The 17,326-nt window shown below is 60.3% G+C and carries 20 protein-coding genes; 13 read left to right on the top strand and 7 right to left on the bottom strand.

What is annotated here, in order from left to right; all coding sequences use genetic code 11:
- The first annotated feature begins 2 nt into the window (after nt 1-2).
- The 7 genes from FS804_RS05165 to FS804_RS05135 all read left to right on the top strand — a co-directional run bounded on the left by FS804_RS05165 (nt 3) and on the right by FS804_RS05135 (nt 5,237).
- A complete protein-coding gene (locus tag FS804_RS05165; RefSeq protein ID WP_144575284.1) occupies nt 3-1,583 on the top strand; it encodes a Na+/H+ antiporter subunit D in 1,581 nt (526 codons plus the stop codon).
- Nucleotides 1,580-2,062, top strand: coding sequence for a Na+/H+ antiporter subunit E (locus FS804_RS05160; RefSeq protein ID WP_063950925.1), 483 nt, complete (start codon nt 1,580-1,582; stop codon nt 2,060-2,062). The genes FS804_RS05165 and FS804_RS05160 overlap by 4 nt, the downstream gene beginning before the upstream one ends.
- Entirely contained in the window at nt 2,059-2,445 is a 387-nt protein-coding gene (locus FS804_RS05155) for a cation:proton antiporter (RefSeq protein WP_063950926.1), read from the top strand. The genes FS804_RS05160 and FS804_RS05155 overlap by 4 nt, the downstream gene beginning before the upstream one ends.
- Nucleotides 2,442-2,774: a monovalent cation/H(+) antiporter subunit G gene (gene mnhG / locus FS804_RS05150; protein WP_063950927.1), complete on the top strand. Its 333-nt coding sequence runs from the start codon at nt 2,442-2,444 to the stop codon at nt 2,772-2,774. The genes FS804_RS05155 and mnhG overlap by 4 nt, the downstream gene beginning before the upstream one ends.
- Before the next feature lie 432 nt (nt 2,775-3,206).
- On the top strand, nt 3,207-3,635 hold the full coding sequence (gene ros, locus FS804_RS05145; RefSeq protein ID WP_063950928.1) for a MucR family transcriptional regulator Ros: 429 nt from the start codon (nt 3,207-3,209) through the stop codon (nt 3,633-3,635).
- Nucleotides 3,636-3,994: 359 nt separating this feature from the next.
- Nucleotides 3,995-4,417, top strand: a complete 423-nt coding sequence (locus FS804_RS05140; protein ID WP_063950929.1) for a helix-turn-helix domain-containing protein — start codon at nt 3,995-3,997, stop codon at nt 4,415-4,417.
- Nucleotides 4,410-5,237, top strand: a complete 828-nt coding sequence (locus FS804_RS05135) for a DUF6456 domain-containing protein (protein WP_144575281.1) — start codon at nt 4,410-4,412, stop codon at nt 5,235-5,237. Before FS804_RS05140 ends, FS804_RS05135 begins: the two co-directional genes overlap by 8 nt.
- A 3-nt stretch (nt 5,238-5,240) precedes the next feature.
- Here FS804_RS05135 and FS804_RS05130 read toward each other — a convergent pair whose 3' ends face one another.
- Nucleotides 5,241-5,657 carry a SufE family protein gene (locus FS804_RS05130; protein WP_063950931.1) on the bottom strand — a complete coding sequence of 139 codons (417 nt, stop codon included), beginning with the start codon at nt 5,655-5,657 and terminating at the stop codon, nt 5,241-5,243.
- 187 nt (nt 5,658-5,844) lie between these two features.
- Nucleotides 5,845-6,270 carry a DUF5330 domain-containing protein gene (locus FS804_RS05125; RefSeq protein WP_144575278.1) on the bottom strand — a complete coding sequence of 142 codons (426 nt, stop codon included), beginning with the start codon at nt 6,268-6,270 and terminating at the stop codon, nt 5,845-5,847.
- 487 nt (nt 6,271-6,757) lie between these two features.
- On the opposite strand from FS804_RS05125, the gene FS804_RS05120 reads away from it, so the two are divergent.
- The 3 genes from FS804_RS05120 to FS804_RS05110 all read left to right on the top strand — a co-directional run bounded on the left by FS804_RS05120 (nt 6,758) and on the right by FS804_RS05110 (nt 9,582).
- A complete protein-coding gene (locus FS804_RS05120) occupies nt 6,758-8,290 on the top strand; it encodes a HAMP domain-containing sensor histidine kinase (protein WP_063950933.1) in 1,533 nt (510 codons plus the stop codon).
- Complete coding sequence (locus tag FS804_RS05115; protein WP_144575275.1) at nt 8,262-9,164, top strand: peptidoglycan-binding domain-containing protein; 903 nt, start codon at nt 8,262-8,264, stop codon at nt 9,162-9,164. The genes FS804_RS05120 and FS804_RS05115 overlap by 29 nt, the downstream gene beginning before the upstream one ends.
- Before the next feature lie 64 nt (nt 9,165-9,228).
- Nucleotides 9,229-9,582 carry a DUF1491 family protein gene (locus FS804_RS05110; protein ID WP_144575271.1) on the top strand — a complete coding sequence of 118 codons (354 nt, stop codon included), beginning with the start codon at nt 9,229-9,231 and terminating at the stop codon, nt 9,580-9,582.
- Between the two features lie 67 nt (nt 9,583-9,649).
- Here FS804_RS05110 and FS804_RS05105 read toward each other — a convergent pair whose 3' ends face one another.
- Nucleotides 9,650-10,597 carry a DUF2336 domain-containing protein gene (locus tag FS804_RS05105; protein WP_186376731.1) on the bottom strand — a complete coding sequence of 316 codons (948 nt, stop codon included), beginning with the start codon at nt 10,595-10,597 and terminating at the stop codon, nt 9,650-9,652.
- A gap of 561 nt (nt 10,598-11,158) precedes the next feature.
- Here FS804_RS05105 and FS804_RS05100 point away from each other — a divergent pair.
- Nucleotides 11,159-11,347 (top strand): hypothetical protein, encoded by a 189-nt coding sequence (locus FS804_RS05100; RefSeq protein WP_144575265.1) that lies wholly within the window; start codon nt 11,159-11,161, stop codon nt 11,345-11,347.
- A 20-nt stretch (nt 11,348-11,367) separates the two neighbouring features.
- On the opposite strand, the gene FS804_RS05095 is transcribed toward FS804_RS05100, so the two are convergent.
- From FS804_RS05095 to FS804_RS05085, 3 genes are all read right to left on the bottom strand, one after another.
- The gene (locus FS804_RS05095) at nt 11,368-11,916 is read right to left on the bottom strand and encodes a hypothetical protein (protein WP_063950937.1); all 549 of its coding nucleotides are present in this window, start codon (nt 11,914-11,916) and stop codon (nt 11,368-11,370) included.
- Nucleotides 11,909-12,496: a DUF1214 domain-containing protein gene (locus FS804_RS05090; protein WP_063950938.1), complete on the bottom strand. Its 588-nt coding sequence runs from the start codon at nt 12,494-12,496 to the stop codon at nt 11,909-11,911. The genes FS804_RS05095 and FS804_RS05090 overlap by 8 nt, the downstream gene beginning before the upstream one ends.
- A 111-nt stretch (nt 12,497-12,607) precedes the next feature.
- The gene (locus FS804_RS05085) at nt 12,608-13,216 is read right to left on the bottom strand and encodes a LysE/ArgO family amino acid transporter (RefSeq protein ID WP_063951104.1); all 609 of its coding nucleotides are present in this window, start codon (nt 13,214-13,216) and stop codon (nt 12,608-12,610) included.
- A gap of 131 nt (nt 13,217-13,347) precedes the next feature.
- Between FS804_RS05085 and FS804_RS05080 the strand changes: the two genes are divergently transcribed.
- Complete coding sequence (locus tag FS804_RS05080) at nt 13,348-14,247, top strand: LysR family transcriptional regulator ArgP (protein WP_144575262.1); 900 nt, start codon at nt 13,348-13,350, stop codon at nt 14,245-14,247.
- Nucleotides 14,248-14,314: 67 nt separating this feature from the next.
- Here the strand turns inward: FS804_RS05080 and FS804_RS05075 are convergent, their stop codons facing one another.
- Nucleotides 14,315-16,504 carry a transglycosylase domain-containing protein gene (locus FS804_RS05075; RefSeq protein ID WP_144575259.1) on the bottom strand — a complete coding sequence of 730 codons (2,190 nt, stop codon included), beginning with the start codon at nt 16,502-16,504 and terminating at the stop codon, nt 14,315-14,317.
- Between the two features lie 254 nt (nt 16,505-16,758).
- On the opposite strand from FS804_RS05075, the gene FS804_RS05070 reads away from it, so the two are divergent.
- Entirely contained in the window at nt 16,759-17,238 is a 480-nt protein-coding gene (locus FS804_RS05070; protein ID WP_144575256.1) for a YcgN family cysteine cluster protein, read from the top strand.
- Nucleotides 17,239-17,326 lie beyond the last annotated feature (88 nt).

Below are 17,326 nucleotides of genomic sequence, written 5' to 3'. Positions count from 1 at the left end.
CCATGGCATCCTCCACCACATCGGCAGTTACCGATCTCTCCGCAGCGCTCGTCACGGCACCCGTGCCGCTCGCAGACTGGCTGATCATCCTTCCCATCGCGCTTTGCATCGGTGCGGGCGCGGTGCTGATGATGATGCGCCACGCGATCCGCCATCACGCCACGGTTGCCATCGCGGCGCTCGTCCTGCTGGTCGTGCTCGATGCCGCACTCTTGTGGAAGGTCGCGACTGGAGGCCCCTTTACCATGGTCATGGGTCGGTGGCTGCCACCCTTCGGCATTGCCTTTACCGCTGATCTCACGGGCGCACTTTTGTCGCTTGCCGCCGCCATCGTGGCGCTGGCAGGGGCGATCCATGCCGGTGCGGATATCGACGCCAGCGGCCGGCGCTATGGTTTTTATCCCTTCCTGATGCTGTTGATGGCCGGCGTGACAGGCGCTTTCCTGACCGGCGACATCTTCAACCTCTATGTCTGGTTCGAGGTGCTGCTGATCTCGTCCTTCGGCCTCATCGTGCTCGGTTCGACCCGCGAGCAGATCGACGGCGCGCTGAAATACGCCATTCTGAACCTTATCGGCACCACCTTGTTCCTGATCACGGTCGGTTATCTCTATGCCATCTTCGGCACGCTCAACATGGCCGATATCGCCCAGAAAGCGACACAGCTGCGTGGCGCCGCGCCGCTGATGACGCTTGCGAGCCTCTTCGCGCTCGCCTTTGCCATGAAAGCGGCCGCCTTCCCGGTGAATTTCTGGTTGCCGGCGTCTTACCACACGCCGCGGATTGTCGTTTCCGCGCTTTTCGGCGGCCTGCTCACCAAGGTCGGTATCTATGCCCTGCTGCGGGTCATGGTCATGCTGTTTCCGGTCGAGCGGGAAGAACTCAGCATCGTCATCGCCATCTCCGCCGCACTTACCATGGTGCTCGGCGCGATGGGCGCGCTTGCCCAGAACGATATCCGCCGCATGCTCGGCTATATCGTCATCTCGGGCATCGGCTACATGATGGCCGGCATTGCTATCGGCACGCCATCAGGCGTGTCAGGCGCGATCTTCTACGCGCTGCATTCCATGGTGCTGATGACGGCGCTTTATCTTGCCGCAGGCCACGCCGCCCGGCTTGGCGGCAGCTTTACCCTGACCAATCTCGGCGGCCTCTACCGGCAAGCCCCCTGGTTTTCGGCCTTGGTGCTGGCCCTGTTCTTTGCCGGCTCCGGCCTGCCGCCCTTTACCGGCTTCTGGCCGAAGGCCATCCTGGTCAAGTCCGCCATCGACATCGGCGCATGGTGGCTCGCCGCCGCCATCCTTGTGTCCGGCTTCATCGCGACAATCGCCTTCGGGCGGGTCTTCCTTCTGTGTTTCTGGCGTCCGGCTCCGGCCATTGCCGGCAAGACCTCCGGCCAGCCGCCGGCAGCATCGTCACCGGCCCCTTCTGTCGCGCCGCTGGTGGGGCTAACGCTGCTTGTCGTCATCTTCGGGCTGTTCCCGGAAAGCCTGCTGAATCTCAGCCAGCAGGCGGCCGCAGGCCTCGGTAACCCACAGGCCTATATCCAGTCGGTCTTTTCAGAAGGAGGCAGACCATGAGCCTCTATGTCTCGCTGATGGTGATGTTTGTCGGCGTATGGCTTGCGGTCACCGGCAGCTTCACGCTCGCAAACGCAGCCTTTGCCGTCATCGTTTCGGCCCTGGCGCTTGGCCTCATCCGGCACCAGCTCCCGACGGGGCGTCGCCGGCCGCCGAGGGTGTGGCGGATCTTGTCGCTGACGCTGCTATTCTTCAAGGAACTGGCGCTTTCGGCCTGGAAGGTCGCGGTGCTCGTCACCCGTCCGAAGCTTGACGTGCAGCCCGGAATCTTCGCCTATCCGCTGACGGTGCAGACGGATTTCGAAATCACGCTGCTGGCCAACCTTATCACGCTCACGCCAGGGACGCTCTCCGTTGACGTTTCGCCGGACAGAAAGACGCTTTACGTGCACGCGATCGACTGCAGCGATATCGAAGCGACGAGAAAAGATATTCGCGACGGTTTTGAAAGAAAGATCATGGAGGCGTTTCAGTCATGACGCCGGAACAGCTGGTTTCATTTTCAACTATACTCGCATCGATTGTTCTCTCGGTCGCCTTTTTGCTGACGGTCTACCGTGTCGTCGTCGGGCCGACCTTGCCGGATCGCATCGTTGCGCTCGACATGCTGGTGGGTATCGCCATCGGGTTCATCGCCGTTATCGCCATCCGGACCGGTTTTAACCTCTACGTGGATATTGCCATTGCGCTTGGGCTGGTCGGCTTTCTGGCAACGGTCGCCTTTGCCCGCTTCGTGCTGTCACGCGGGCCGGACGGGCCGCGGCGGCCGAAGGCGGTTCTTGACGGTGAGAGGGCATCCGAAGCTCTTGAGAAGGCGATGGAATCAGGTTCCGGCACAAAAAAAGGAAAGGGCAGACGATGATGGCTTGGATCGTGGCTGGGCTCGTTGTGGCGCTGACGATTACGGGCGCCATCTTCTCGCTGATTGCGGCCATCGGGCTCAATCGCCTGCCGGATGTCTATACGCGCATGCATGCGGCCTCCAAGGCGGGAACGGTCGGGTCGGGCCTGCTGCTTCTGGCCGTCGGCATCCATTCCATGGAAATAGCGACATTGGCGCGGGCGCTCGCGGGCTTCTTTTTCTTCATTCTGACGGCCCCGGTTTCGGCCCACCTTCTCGCAATGGCTGCTCACAAGGCAGGTTATCCGCTCGCGGTAAAATCTGTAGTTGATGACCTCAAGCAGATTTGAAGTTGAAATCCCCCTAAATAAATGGGGGTGCGGATTTTGGATTAATACTTGTGATAGTATTTTATAACCCGTGATTTTTTGTATTGAGATTAGACTGTTTTGAACTGAAAAATTCGTAATAGGAATTTGACTTTTGCTGTTTTGCTGGTATCCAAATTAAGTGTAAAGTTGCTTATCGCGATTTGCATTTTGCCTCGTCATGAACGGCATAGGTATTTTATTAATGCCTAATCTATGGATATCAGGTCCATTGCTGCCCATGTCGCGGGCCATAAGTTGAATCTCGGTTCAATTCGTTTCCGGTTTCGCTCGAAATCTAGGGGTAGGTTTCATGTTGGTATCAACAGGGCGAGGGTGGGGCGCCGGGTAACTTCACATCGCTCGATGCAGCGCTTGCGCGCTTCAGGGGATATATAAACAGGAGATACTTAAATGACGGAAACTGCATACGGTAACGCCCAGGATCTGCTGGTCGAACTGACGGCGGATATTGTGGCTGCCTATGTTAGCAACCACGTCGTTCCGGTAACTGAGCTTCCCGGCCTTATTTCGGATGTTCACACGGCACTCAGCGGAACATCGGCACCGGCATCGGTGGCGGTCAATGTCGAAAAGCAGAAGCCAGCCGTCTCTGTTCGCAAGTCGGTTCAGGACGATCACATCGTCTGTCTGGAATGCGGCGGCTCGTTCAAGTCACTCAAGCGCCATCTGACGACGCATCACAGCATGACGCCGGAAGAATATCGCGAAAAATGGGATCTGGCGACCGACTATCCGATGGTTGCGCCCGCTTACGCGGAAGCCCGCTCGCGGCTCGCCAAGGAAATGGGTCTCGGCCAGCGCCGCAAGGCCAGCCGTTGATTTTACTTCGGGGTCGGCGAGGCTGGTTTTATCCTCGCCGCGGAGTTGGTGGGTAAAAGGCTACCCCCAGCCCGCTGCCGCCACCTTCTCCCCGCGGGGAGAGGGCGGCAAGGCGGATTTGCCCGCTCCAGATGTTTCGTTTGGAAACGTCTTTCCATCCCATGGATAGTCAGCCGGTCGTCAGACCGGCTTTTTTGTTGGTGCGCACGAATTTTTAGAGGAAAAAAATCCTCATTTTCTGCCATCAATCTTTCGAAAATTCAGGCGTTTCAATGGCATAATCCTTCGATTAAAATTTGGACTTCCCCGTACTTGTTCGCAGGTGTATGAATTAATTCCTATTCGTAGAGGAGTTGCATATGCCGTCGGATTCTCACGTTCTGTCTGCCGCCGCGCGGCCTTGCCGGCGGCTTGGTCACCCGCCCTTCCATCCCCGGCCACCGGCGGTCGGCAGGGAGGAGGTTACCCGTCTTTGCCGTCTGGTGCGGCAACTCACCGTCGAGATGGTGCAACTGACGGGCGACCGGACCCTGCCGCGCCGTGACATGAGACGCATGGATTGTCACATCCGCCAGATCGCCATGTATGTCTGCCATGTGCAGCTCGGCATCGCCATGTCCGATATCGGGCCCTGCTTCGGCCGGGACCGGACGACGGTCGGTCATGCCTGCCAGGTGGTCGAGGACCGCCGTGACGAGCCGGCATTCGATGCCTTCGTCGCTACGCTTGAGCGGCTTGCCGCCGGCATTCTCAATGTGTTGAGGGGTGTGCGGGATGAGTGAGCAAAAGCGCATTCACGCGTCGTCTCCCAATCCCCAGGTGCTGCGGCTGCTGCGTTCAATCGCGGCCGGGCCGGCCGAGCTCCTGGAAGAGGGCGGCGAGATCATCCTGCGCCGGGCGCGGGGAGGGCAGGTCAGGGTGCGGTTTGCAGCGGAGGTGGTCCGGCTTGCGGTGTCTTCCGGGCTGGTCGAGCAGCGCGGGAACACGCTCTACGCGGCGCCGCCGCTGACCTCTTATCTGAAGCGGGCGATTGCGAAAGACCGCGACGAGATATTCCAGGAACAGCATCGGGACATGCAGACCGTTGTCGTGGAGGTTGACGATGCGAGACAGAGCGCGCGCCGTAATCTCAACAGCTCGCCGCTCAGCAGCCTTGCCAGGCTGAAAGAGCGGTGCGGCGGCGCCTTTTTCCCGGCGGAGGCGCTGGAGGCCGGCGAGCGACTTGCCGGCGATTTCCACCGGGGGCACCTGAACCCGAAGGTGACGGCGACGTGGGAGCCGAGGGTTGCCAGCCGCACGAAAGGTGAGGCGGGAGGCATCCTCGATATTACCGAGGCGGCAATGGCGGCGAGGGATCGCTTTTCCCGCGCGGCGGATGCGATGGGACCGGAACTGGCGGGCGTCGCCATCGATGTCTGCTGTTTCGAAAAGGGCCTCGAGACGGTGGAACGGGAGCGGCAGTGGCCGGCCCGCTCGGCAAAACTGCTGTTGCGGGCAGCACTTCTGGCGCTCGCCCGCCACTACGCGCCACCCGAGCGTAAAACACGCAGCGGGAGCCACCATTGGGGCGACACGGATTATCGCCCATCGATAACGCGATGAAGCTCAGGCGGCAAGCAGGCGAGCTTCCTCGCGAATACGCTTGATCATGGAGCGAAGGCCATTGGCGCGCTGCGCGGAGAGATGCTCCACAAGTCCGATCTTGTCGAAGACCTCAATGGCATCGAGATTGACGATCTCGGAGGCTTTTTTGCCGGAATAGACGGCGAGCACGATGGCGACGAGCCCGCGCACGATATGTGCATCCGAATCGCCCTCGAAGGTCAGAAGAGGATCCTCCGCGCCGTCACTGTGGCTGACGAGCCAGACCTGGCTTGCACAGCCCTGCACCTTGTTTTCAGCGCTGCGCTTGTCCTCGGGCAGATCGGGGAGCGCTTTTCCCAGTTCGATGACATAACGGTAGCGGTCCTCCCAGTCATCGAGGAAAGCGAAGTCGTCGAGGATCGTTTCAAGAGAGGCCATGGGCACGCCGTATCATCCGTTTTTCAATGTCTTGCCCAGCATATAGGCGAAGTGTCCGCGATTTTGAACCATGAGCGAAAAAAAGCCCACGGAAAACAGGTTTCCGTGGGCAAGTCAGGCAGGCAGTGGACGGACGGATATCTCCGTCTGCCAAAAGGGAGGGGCAGAAAGGCTCAGGGCCGCAATATCAGGGAGCAGGGCGCTTCTGCGGCAGGGGAATGACGGTGCCGGTCTTCAGCGGATCGGGCTTGCCGGGGAATTCGACACTGACAATGGGTGCTGCCGCCAGCGTCTCGGCTTCCGCAGCAACGTCAGCGACGTCAGCAGGTTTGTTACCGGAGGCGAGTTGCTTGTCCAGCAGCTCATAGGCAACCTTGGCGCCTTCCTTTGCGCGCTCGCCGAGCGCGTGGAAGGTTTCGGCGCCCTTGACGCAAACGTCGGGCTTTTCGATGCAGATGGCGCTGACATAACGATAGGCTTCACCGGCTGCCGACACGGCGCTGGGAAGATCAAATGCCGAAGGTTCCTTGGTTGGGTCGTTGTAGCTGCCGAAATAGGACAGCGCCACCAGCACCAGCGAAAACCAGAATGTTCCTTTGATCAGAAACCACATTGTCAGACACCCTGCCAGATGATCTTTGTTTTCTAAAGCCCCGCCCGGTTCCGGGTCATTGGCCTTTGTCCCGTTTGTCGGGCTTGTGAAGACGCTACAGCCGACCGGCGAACAGCCGATTGCAAAAAGCGGCGCAATTTAATTCAAATTGTATCTATTCTCCGCACGCCGGGACACCTGCAACGAATTCATTCGCATTTTAACGGTCCATGTTAAGCATAATTGCGACAGAGGCCGGGCGTTCCAGGGCAAAGCTGGCGCCTGCCCTGCCACAAAAGTTAACATGATGGCAAAAATGAAGCGAAATCCGTCGCTTACCCGTCATTAACCATGATTGGCAAAGCCTCGAATAAATGCTCCGTATTGGGACTGCGGCGCCTTTGAGGGTGCTTTGAGGTCATTCTTTTTATCCATTCCTTAAGCCGCCGCCTTCTATTGTCGGAGCCATTGGAACCGCCTTTTGGATTCGGGTTTGGTATTGCGTAATATGAGAGAAAAAGCGGTCGCACTGGTTGACCATGCAGCGGGCAGGTGGCTTGCGCGTATGGAAGAGGACGCCGAAAGGCGGACTGAGACCGTTGCGCGCCTGCGCTGGCTGATTGCCTTCAGCGCCGTCGGCCTTCTGGTTGTACCAGCCCTTTTCAGCCTGATCGTCAGCCCCGCCATCGCACTGCCGATTGGCGCCGCTCTGGTGCTGGCATTATTTTTGGCCGCTGCTGCAGTGCTCATCGCCTTTTCCCACCAGTCGCGCGGTGCATCCGCCAATGCGACCGCGTCGGCGAACGAGGATCTGATCGCGGCCTCGCAGGTGCCGGGGCTGATGCTGGTCATCGGGGAGACCGGCTTTGTCGAACACGTTTCCGGCCGCGATGTCTCAACCTTCCCGGCCGATCTTCAGGCCAGCAAGGGGCATATCCTCGTCGAATATGTCTATGTCTCTGACCGTATCGACCTGATGCAGGCTTTCGACGCGCTGAGGCAGGGCGAGGACACGGCAACGGCCGAACTCCGCTTCGAGACCGGTGCGAAATCGCGCCAGGCGCAGTTCATGCACGCACGGATCGAGATGACGGCCATTCGCGGCGCGACCGGACGCCTGCGCCGTATCGTCGCCCAGCTGACCGATATCACCGAGATGGAGCGCCTGCGCCGCGATGTCGCCCGCAAGGCGGCCGAGGCGGAATCCGCCAACGACGCCAAGTCGCGTTTCCTAGCCGCCGTCAGCCATGAGCTGCGCACACCGCTCAACGCCGTCCTCGGTTTTTCCGACATCCTCGCCGGCGAATATTTCGGCCGGCTGGAAAACGACCGCCAGCGGGAATATGTCGGACTCATCCGTCAGTCGGGCGCGCATCTTCTCTCCGTCGTCAACACCATGCTCGACATGAGCAAACTGGAAGCCGGCCGCTACGAGCTGATGATGGAAAGCTTCCCGATTGCCGAAACCATCTCCTCCTGCGAAGCCATGCTCGGCCTCCAGGCCAAGGAAAAGGGCCTGACGCTGACGAGCCGCATCCAGCGCGGCATTGGCGAAATCGCTGCCGATCAGCGCGCCATCCGGCAGGTTCTCATCAATCTCGCCGGCAATGCCATAAAATTTACCGATGCGGGTGGTGTTGTGTCGATCGACGCCGCGCGTGAGGGCACGATGCTGAAGCTGACAGTGAGCGACACCGGTATCGGCATTGCCGAAGACAAGATCGAGCTCCTGGGCCAGCCTTTCATGCAGGTTCAGAATGAATATACCCGTCGCTATGAGGGCACGGGTCTGGGATTGTCCCTGGTCAAGGGGCTTGTGGCTCTGCATGGCGGCACGTTCGCCATCGCCAGCAAGCCCGGCGAGGGGACGGTCGTAACGATCACCCTGCCTGCCGACGGTTCAGGCATGGCGGGTGGCGGTGAAAGCGCTGAAGCCGAAAGCATGGTGGAGTTTCCACCCCGCATCCGGCAGCTCGGCGAGATGGCCGCAAGAATGAGAAAGGACGGTGACGATGGCCCCGCGAAAGCGAAAATCGCCTAAGAAAACAGCGGCCCAGCTTGGTGTCGGCATTGTTTCCTTGGTGGTTTCGGCCATCGGGCGCGAAATCCTGCGCCATCCGAAACTGGTCGGCGGCTGCGGTGCCTTTGCGGTCGTTTTCGGCTTTGTCGCCGCCAATGCGCTCTGGTATCAGCCGGGTGTTCATCCGACGCCATTCCTTCGCACGCGCGACGCTGAGAACCCGAACGGCATCGCCGGTTATCGCCCGGCCGAACCGCTCGGCACCCACGGCAATGTCACCACTTTCCGCATTGAGCGGCCAGCGGAGCCTGAGACGGCACCGCAACAGACGGCTGCAGCGACCCCAGCACAACCTGCCGCCGATGCTGCAAAACCGCAGCAGATCGTCGCCGATATCCAGGCCGAGCTGAAGAAGCGCGGGCTTTACGAGGGCGAGGCAGACGGTCGCATGGGCCCAAAGACGGCCGCCGCTATCATGTTCTTCGAAGAAACGCTCGGCATGGAACAGACCGGCGAACCGACGACACGGGTGCTGGCGGCGCTCAGGATCGACGGTGCAACGGTTGCCGCCATCCCGAAGGACCGCCCGGCCGATACCAGCGGCGGCGTCGAAATCGACCCCGTCGCCGCTGCCATCCGCAAGGCGGAAGCGCCGCATCCAAAGGCGGAGCCGATTTCCCTCACCAGCGCGTCCAAGCCTGCAAGCCGTGATCTCATCGCAAAGATCCAGCAGGGCCTGATCAATATCGCCTATGCCGATGTGAAGGTGGACGGCGTGGCCGGCCAGCAGACCCGCAATGCCATCAGGGCGTTTGAGAAGCATTACCGTCTGCCGGAAACCGGTGAGCCCAGCGAGGCCGTGCTGAAGAAGCTGAAGTCGATCGGGGCGCTTTGAAGTTTTGAAGCCAGCCGGGGTGAGCTCCACCCACCTGGCCAGCGCAAAAATCGAAAGCAAACCCATGCGCCTCAAATCCGAAATGTTCGTCTCAGCCCTCATCCGCCGCGTCTTCACGGCCGGTGGATTTGCAGCTGTCGAAAAGAAGGGTGCGGAGGAGGCGGGCGCTATTTTCGTTCGCCAGCGGCTGCGCGATGGCCGCGAGAACCTCTATGGCCCCGCACCGCAGAGTTTCGCCGATGACGAGGAAATCCGTGCCGAGCGGCGTTTCGAAACGCGTCTTTCCGGCGTGGAGGCCGACGAAAGCGCTGCGCTGCTGGAAAAGGAGCGTCGCTTCGACAGCGATCTGTGGGTTGTCGAAATAGAGACCGACGAGATCGGGACGCTGTTGACGCTGGTTGATCAGCCCAGGTCTTAGAGGCAGGCCACGGCCTCGCTTCTGCGGCCACGAAGCCTGTTGTGGCTCCCGCCGCAGGGCAGGCGCATTATCCCCGTGTGCCGGTCTTCTGCGCCGCGGGCGCGTGGGCGTTACGCTCGCGTCCATGCGTATAGCTGTCGGCCCGGCGCCAGCTTTCCAGCCGCTCTTCGCTTTCAATGATGTTCAGGCGGTCAAGCAGCGCTTCGGCACGGCTCATGTCGCCTTCGGCGGCGGAGAGATGCGGATAGAAGCATTGCAGCACGAAGGCCGCCTCGGAAAACTCCATGCCAAGCCCAGTCAGCGTCGTTGCGAGTTGCGCACCGGAAATGTCGAGCATGATGCGCTCAGACAGCCAGTAGCTGGAGGAGAGTGAGTCTGCCAGCGCCACCGCGAATTGCCGGGCGTTGCGCTCGCGCGCGAAGCGCACCAGCAACGCCTCCTGCACCTCGGTCAGGCGGCGCAGGCCGAGCGTGTCGGTCTCCGGGCGGTGGAGGTGGCGGGCCATCTGCTTGATCCGCTGGCGCATGTCTTCCTCGAGCGCGGAAGCGGCGGCAAGCTTGTCCGTTTCGACTTCGGCCGGCGGCTCGGTGGGACCTGTGGCAGCTGCCTGCGTCTCCGTCTCTATCTCCGTCTTTGGCGTCGGCTCTTCTGGCCGCTTCAGATCTTCCGCGTGGCGAAGGCCGACAAGCGCGTCGATAACGGTGGGGGAGAGGTCCTCGCGCCGGACGATGGCGCGCGCATGGGCTGCCCCTTGCGTGCGGGCAACAGTTATCAGCGTATCGTCATCAAGGCATTTGGAGGAAATGAGGAAGGGCGCCGCAAGCGAAATAGGCTGGCAGGCGATGAAGAAAGCGACGGCGGAAGGCACGGCTGGATGCTGGGAAAGCGCGGCGATTGCCTCCCGCTTGGCTTCATCCGTGGAGGCATTGAAAAGCGGCATGAAGAGTTCTGCGAACTGCCGAAGGTCCGTTTTTGACGGATGGGAAATAGTCTCGAAATTCGTCACCGTGGCCATAAGCACCACATCTTTCTTCCTCACGGCTCTTGGCCTCTCAAGTTCTCGAAACCGGTCGGTCAACGCACTACCCAACAAACGCAAACACAATATCGGCTCAAATTAGAGCAAATGCGTTGACGTCCTGTTAACTATGGGGGTCGGCAAGGGGGAATCCGACACTTTCAACAAGGAAATTTTAAATCCTTGATGATGCCGGAAAAGCGATGGAACTTTGCCGCATCGCCCTAGTTTTCAACGGGTGTAGCCCAACGAGAAAGAAATGAGGCTGCAGCAATTAGGGTTAACGAAACATTAACCTCTGTCTGTTTGTAATTTCATGGGCAGTATTAGGATTCCATGTTATTCTAACGGACAGAATAAATACAAAAATGGCATGCGAAGCCTGAATCTGCGCACGATCCCGTTCTAAGACGCTCTCGTAATTTTGGATCGTGCACATACCAGTCTGTGGGCTGGCCTATGCGCAATGTGATGGTGATGACATTCCCGACGCAGGATGAGGCCTGCGCGGTTCCCATGGGCAACATTGACACTCATGTCCCGAAGAGGAGATGAAGCATGGCAGAGATTATTCCAATAGCCGCGGCAAAGCGGAATCTGCGTCCGACAGAGCTTGCGGAGCGGATGATTGGCCCGGCGAAGGTCGTGCTGTTCACCGGCGTTCGATATGAAAAACGCGATACCGAGCCGGCAGGCAAGGTCGTGCGCAACGGCAACGCCACGACGGATACCGCCCTCACGTCGTGATTATCAGCAATGACGCGGGGCTATTTCCACGGTGTCGGCTGGCACTTTGCCTCGCTTAAGAACCGCTCGGCCTCTTCGCCGAAACTCGGCTGCGGCACCATGGTCCGCAACACCACATATCCTTCCGTCTGATCCGATTCCGCCAGAATGGCCTGCGCAAGCGCGGGCGGCTGCGCCTTGCGGATCGCCGCGATCTGAACCGCATCGGCGACAAGAATATCCATTTCGCCACCCGCAGACGTGCGGTCGTTCATGCTGAAGACCTCGTTCGACGCCTTGTCGTAAACCGCAACCGACCAGAAGGGCACCGCACCGATGGCCGTCAGGCGGATCGGCTGTTCTTCGATATTGAAGGTGCAGACCGCGACGCGCATGAAGGGATCGCCGCTGCCAAGGGTCTTTTTCTCCGTCGTCTCCTCCAGCAGGTGAAAGACATGCGGCTTTCCTTCCGCCACGGCGCGCGTATAGGCGTCACGGTTACTGAAATGCGGTATCGCCAGAAGAATGATGACATGCAGCACAGCCGCGCCGACGAGACCGGTGACGATGGCGAGCAGGACCCTAAGCATTGCCACACCCCAGCTTGCGAATTTGCGGCATGGTGATGTCGATCAGTCCGGAACTGCCGGCAATCGGCGTGTCGAGCAGGGTCATCACGAGCTTGAAGGTCTGACCCTGCGGCACCGCCAGCCAATTATAGGTTTGAGCGTCCGCAGCGATGGTGATGTCGATGCCGCCATCGGCGCTGCGCAGCAGCGTGCGGGAGTTCAGCGCGAAGGGCCGCCCGGCATCTTCAGCCAGAACGTTACCCTGCTGATCGGCCGTGTAAATCGTCCAGAAACGCGCGGGCGGCACGGTGCCCGCCAGCCGGTAGCGGCATTCGCCGGTCAGGCGCTGGCCGTCGCTATCCACCGCGGCTGTAAAAGACAAGCCTTCGGCGGTTCCATAAAGCAGCCGGCCGGCATCGGCCCGGTGCGATTTGGCATAAGGATCGGCCTCAATCGTCTGCGCTTCGGGAAACGCATCCCAGGAGCCGATGCGGATCGATCCAAAGCCGGACGTGGCTTCAAGCGCCGCCATCGTCGCGGCAATGCCGCCGCCAAAGGCGATCAGAAGGGCAATGCCAACAAGGAATGGAACTCGAAACACGCTGCTTTCCCATTTTCGAACAGGTCGAGGACTATCACTGATTCCCCGTTTGGAAAATGGCGCCGCTTGTTTAGTCCTCTTGAAAGTGCGGGGCGTCTCCCATTCCGGGCTTCAGGCACCCATGACGAGCTTGAAGGCGATGGCCCACATGGTGACGGCGATCACGCCTTCGAGCGTGCGCCAGGCCGATGGCTTCTCGAAGATCGGCCGCAGCCAGCGCGCGCCGTAACCCAGCGAAAAGAAGAACAGCAGCGAACCGGTGGCGGCACCTGCCGCAAAAGTCTTTTCGAAACCGGGAAACTGCGTGGAAATGGTGCCGAGCAGCACGACGGTATCCAGATAGACATGTGGATTGAGGAAGGTGAGTGCGAGACAAATGGCGAGCGTCTGCCACAGGCTCGTCTCCTGCCGCTCCCTGATGGAAAGCACCTCGGATGAACGTAGCGCCGAATGCAGGCTTTTAGCGCCGTACCAGAGGAGGAAGGCGGCTCCTGCATAGCGCATGACGGGATCGAGCGCCGGCATGATCGCGCTGATCCGCTGAAAACCGAACACACCGACGGTAATCAGCAGTGCATCTGCGATCGCGCAGGTGGCGCAGACGGCAAAGACATGCGAGCGGGCGAGCCCCTGTTTCAGCACGAAGGCATTCTGCGCGCCGATGGCAACGATCAGACTGAGACCCATGGTGAGCCCGGTGAAGAAGATCTGCATGTTCATGCGCATTGCTGCCTTTCGTTGTCACGGCTGAAGCAAGCCATCGCCGCATCCTTCGCTCGCCTGAGACCTTGGATATTCGCGCGGGATGGATTATTCAAATTAAACTATCTCAATCAGGATAAGCAGCGCTAATGTTGGACTATTCTTCCCTGCGCGCCGTTGCGCTTGTCGCCCGGACCGGCAGCTTCGAGAAGGCGGCGCAAGCCATGCACGTCACGCCTTCCGCCGTTTCCCAGCGCATCAAGCAGCTGGAGGAGCGGATGGGCGTGGTGCTGATCGTGCGTGGCAACCCCTGTGTGGCGACGGAAAAGGGCGAATGGCTGTGTCGCCACATGGACCATGTCGGCATGCTGGAGAGCGAGTTGTTCCAACGGCTTCCGGCGCTTGCCGATTCCGGCGTGGCACGCGAGCCCGTCACGCTCAACATTGCCACCAACGCAGACAGCCTCGGTACGTGGTTTCTCGATGCGGTATCGAAATTCACCGGCGGGAGCGACTATCTCGTGAACATTGCGGTGGATGATCAGGATCATACGGTGGAGTGGCTGCGCGCGGGCAGGGTGCTCGCCGCCGTCACCGCCCATGACAAGCCCGTGCAGGGCTGCCGCGTGACGCCGCTCGGCGTTCTGCGCTACCACGCGACAGCCAGCCCCGATTTCATGGCCCGCCATTTCGCCGAGGGCGTGAATTCAGCATCGCTTTCCCGCGCGCCGGGGCTCACTTTCAACCAGAAGGACCGTCTACAGGCGAACTGGATCAGAAAGGTGTTGGGCAAGGACGTCTCTTATCCCACCCATTGGCTGCCTTCGACAGACGGTTTCGTCAAGGCAAGCCTTGCCGGCATGGGCTGGGGCCTCAATCCCGTGCAGCTTGTCGCAGAGCATTTAACGGCGGAGCGGCTGGTCGAGGTCGTCCCCGGCACGCCACTTGATACGCCTCTCTACTGGCAGGTCAACCGGCTTGCGGCCGAGCGGCTGAAAGGACTGACGGATGCGGTCGTGGGGACGGCGAGGGCGGTGTTGGTGGTGTGAGGCGTCGTCCGGCAGGGCAGAGGGGGTGAGCCACAGGCTCCCCCAACGTCTTTACGGCGCCATAACCTCACCGCCGCGTGGCATCGCAGCCTTCATGCGATGAAGCATCCGCCACCTTCTGCGTCGTCACGCTCAGCGCTGTCGCCTCCTTCATCTTCCGTCCGATGGAGCGAATGACGCGCGTGGCTTCGGCTGAAAGCGAGCGAGGGCGCGTGAGCGCCGGCATGGTAGGCGTATTCGTTGAGGCGGCCGCCACTTCGGCAGAGGGCTGCGGGCGGGCGCCCGTCGGCAGCGGGTTCTGGATACCGGGGATGGGGCGCAGCTCCATGCCCTGATGGGCGTAATCCATCAGCCGCTTGAAGGTCATGGCGGGCAGGGCGCCACCGGTCATGTTATTCATCGGGGTGAACTCGTCGTTGCCGAACCAGACGGCGGTCGTGTAATTGCCCGTAAAGCCCACGTACCAGGCATCGCGATAGGCCTGCGAGGTGCCGGTCTTGCCGCCGGAGACGATGCCGTTCTCAAGCGCGCCCCGCCGGGCCGTGCCCATGACCGGGATGGTTACCAGCATCTGGTTCATCTTCGCATTGGCATCTTCTGACAGCACGCGCTTGGCGGGCGGCTCGTTATGGCTGAAATCGTAAAGGACGTTGCCCTCGTAATCCAGGACCTGCTCGATGCCGTGGCGGCGCGACTGCATGCCACCGGCCGGGAACACGGCATAGGCGGTAGCCTGATCGAGAACCGTCACTTCGGACGTGCCGAGCGGAATGGTCTTGTCGCTGCGCAGCGGCGTAGCGACGCCCATTGCTTTTGCGGTATCGACGATGACCTGCGTGCCGAGCACGTCCTTGGCGAGCCGCACCGGCACGGTATTATAGGACTTGGCAAGCGCCATCTGCAGCGTGACCTTGCCGGCATAGGAGCGGCCGTAATTCTGCGGCGACCAGCCACGCCACGTCACCGGCGCATCCGAGATCAGCGTTTCCGGCTTCATGCCCTTTTCCATGGCGGCCGAATAGGTATAGACCTTGAACGAAGAACCCGGCTGGCGCAGCGCCGCCGTGGCGCGGTTGAACTGGCTTTCGCCATAGTCCCGCCCACCGACCATGGCGCGAATGCCGCCGCCATTTTCGATCATCACGATCGCGCCCTGCTTGACGCGGTAACCCTCGCCATATTCGCGGAGCTCCATTTCCATCGCCTGTTCCGCCGCCTGCTGCAGGCCGGTATCGATGGTGGTGCGCACAACGACGGTGTGATCCCTGAACTTTCCCTCGGCGGCCAGACGCTGCACCTCGTCGAAAGCCCAGTCGAGGAAATAATCGGGCGCCTTGACGTCTTCGCGGTCGATGACGGTAGCGGGATTGCGCCGTGCGCCGACCACTTGGCCCTCAGTCATCAGCCCGCTCTGCACGAGGTTGGAAAGAACGGTATTCGCGCGGGCGCGCGCTGCCGGCAGGTTGACGTGCGGCGCATATTTGGCCGGCGCCTTGAACAGGCCCGCAAGGATGGCGGATTCGGCCAGCGTCACGTCGGTCAGGTTCTTGCCAAAGTAAAACTGCGCCGCCGCAGCAGCACCGAAGGTGCCGCCGCCCATGTAGGCGCGGTCGAGATAGAGGGAGAGGATTTCCTTCTTCGACATGTTGGTCTCGAGCCACAGCGCGAGGAAGGCTTCCTTGATCTTGCGCTCCAGCGAGCGCTCATTGGTCAAAAACAGGTTCTTGGCGAGCTGCTGCGTGAGCGTCGAGCCGCCCTGCACCACGCCGCCGGCACGGGCGTTTTCGCTCATGGCGCGGGCAAGGCCGATGAAATCGATACCGAAATGGTCGAAGAAGCGCCGGTCCTCGGTCGCCAGCACCGCCTTGATGAAATGATCCGGCATCTGGTCGATCGGTACGGAATCTTCATGGATGATCCCGCGATGGCCGATGGTGTTGCCATAACGGTCGAGGAAGGTGACGGCGAAATCACCCCTATAACGCCAGTCCTTCTTGGTTTCCTCAAAGGCTGGCATGGCCAGAGCCAGCAGCACGACGGAGCCAGCGGTTCCGAAAGTCAGCGCGTCGCAGGTGAGATTGACAAGGAGCTTCTTCCAGCCGCGGACATGCAGCTTGCGCGAAGCGATGGTGACATCTTCCCAGAAATCAACCAGCCGCGCGCCAGCCGTCCACAGGCCGCTATCGATGAAGCTATCGATCCGGAGCAGGATGTGCCGTTTTTTCCGGCCTTTTTTATCGTCTTTTTCGTCCTGCACCTGGCGATGTTTTCCTGTTCAAGGCAATGCGGCCGTCGGTATTTCTGCGCTTCAACCCATTCCCGACGCAAAACCGTGGCATGGTTATGTCGGAATTGCTTGACGTAGCGGTAGTTCGCGGGCCAATGACCCCTTCGCCGCCTGCCAAAATGCTAAAATATCGTACAAACCAGCCTTTGGCGATACGATATAATGGATTAGGGACTGGTTAAACACACCGGTCCAGCGATCAAAATGAAACGGAAATGTTAACGATGAATGACGGGCCGTTCTGGAAAACCAAAACACTCACGGAGATGACCGGCGAGGAATGGGAAAGCCTGTGCGACGGCTGCGGGCTTTGCTGTCTCAACAAGCTGGAAGACTGGGACACCGGCGAAGTCGTATTCACCTCGGTGCGCTGCGTGCTGCTCGACGGTGAGAGCTGTCGTTGCTCCGATTACGAAAACCGCCGCGCCACCGTGCCTGACTGTATCCAGCTCGACCTGAAGAAGGTTCACGAGATCGGCTGGCTGCCACCCACCTGCGCCTATGCACTGGTGCGCGATGGCAAGGATTTGTACTGGTGGCACTATCTCGTTTCCGGCGACACGGAAACGGTGCATCAGGCGGGCATTTCCGCGCGCGGACGCACCGTCAGCGAGGCCGATGTGGATGTTGACGACTTCGAGGATTATGTGGTCGACTGGCCGCTGACAGTTGGCGAGAAGGCGGCGGAAAAAGAGCGGACGTGATCAAAAACGGCAAATTTCGTCTTGGTCCTATTCCTGCCCCATCGTTTTCCTAAACCGCTTTTCACCATTCCGGCAAATGATCCGCAAA

This window comes from Agrobacterium sp. DE0009 (assembly GCF_007680755.1).
In the GTDB taxonomy this organism is placed as follows: domain Bacteria; phylum Pseudomonadota; class Alphaproteobacteria; order Rhizobiales; family Rhizobiaceae; genus Agrobacterium; species Agrobacterium tumefaciens_B.
Note: the sequence above shows the minus strand (reverse complement) of the source record. Positions and strands in the feature narration are given on the sequence as shown.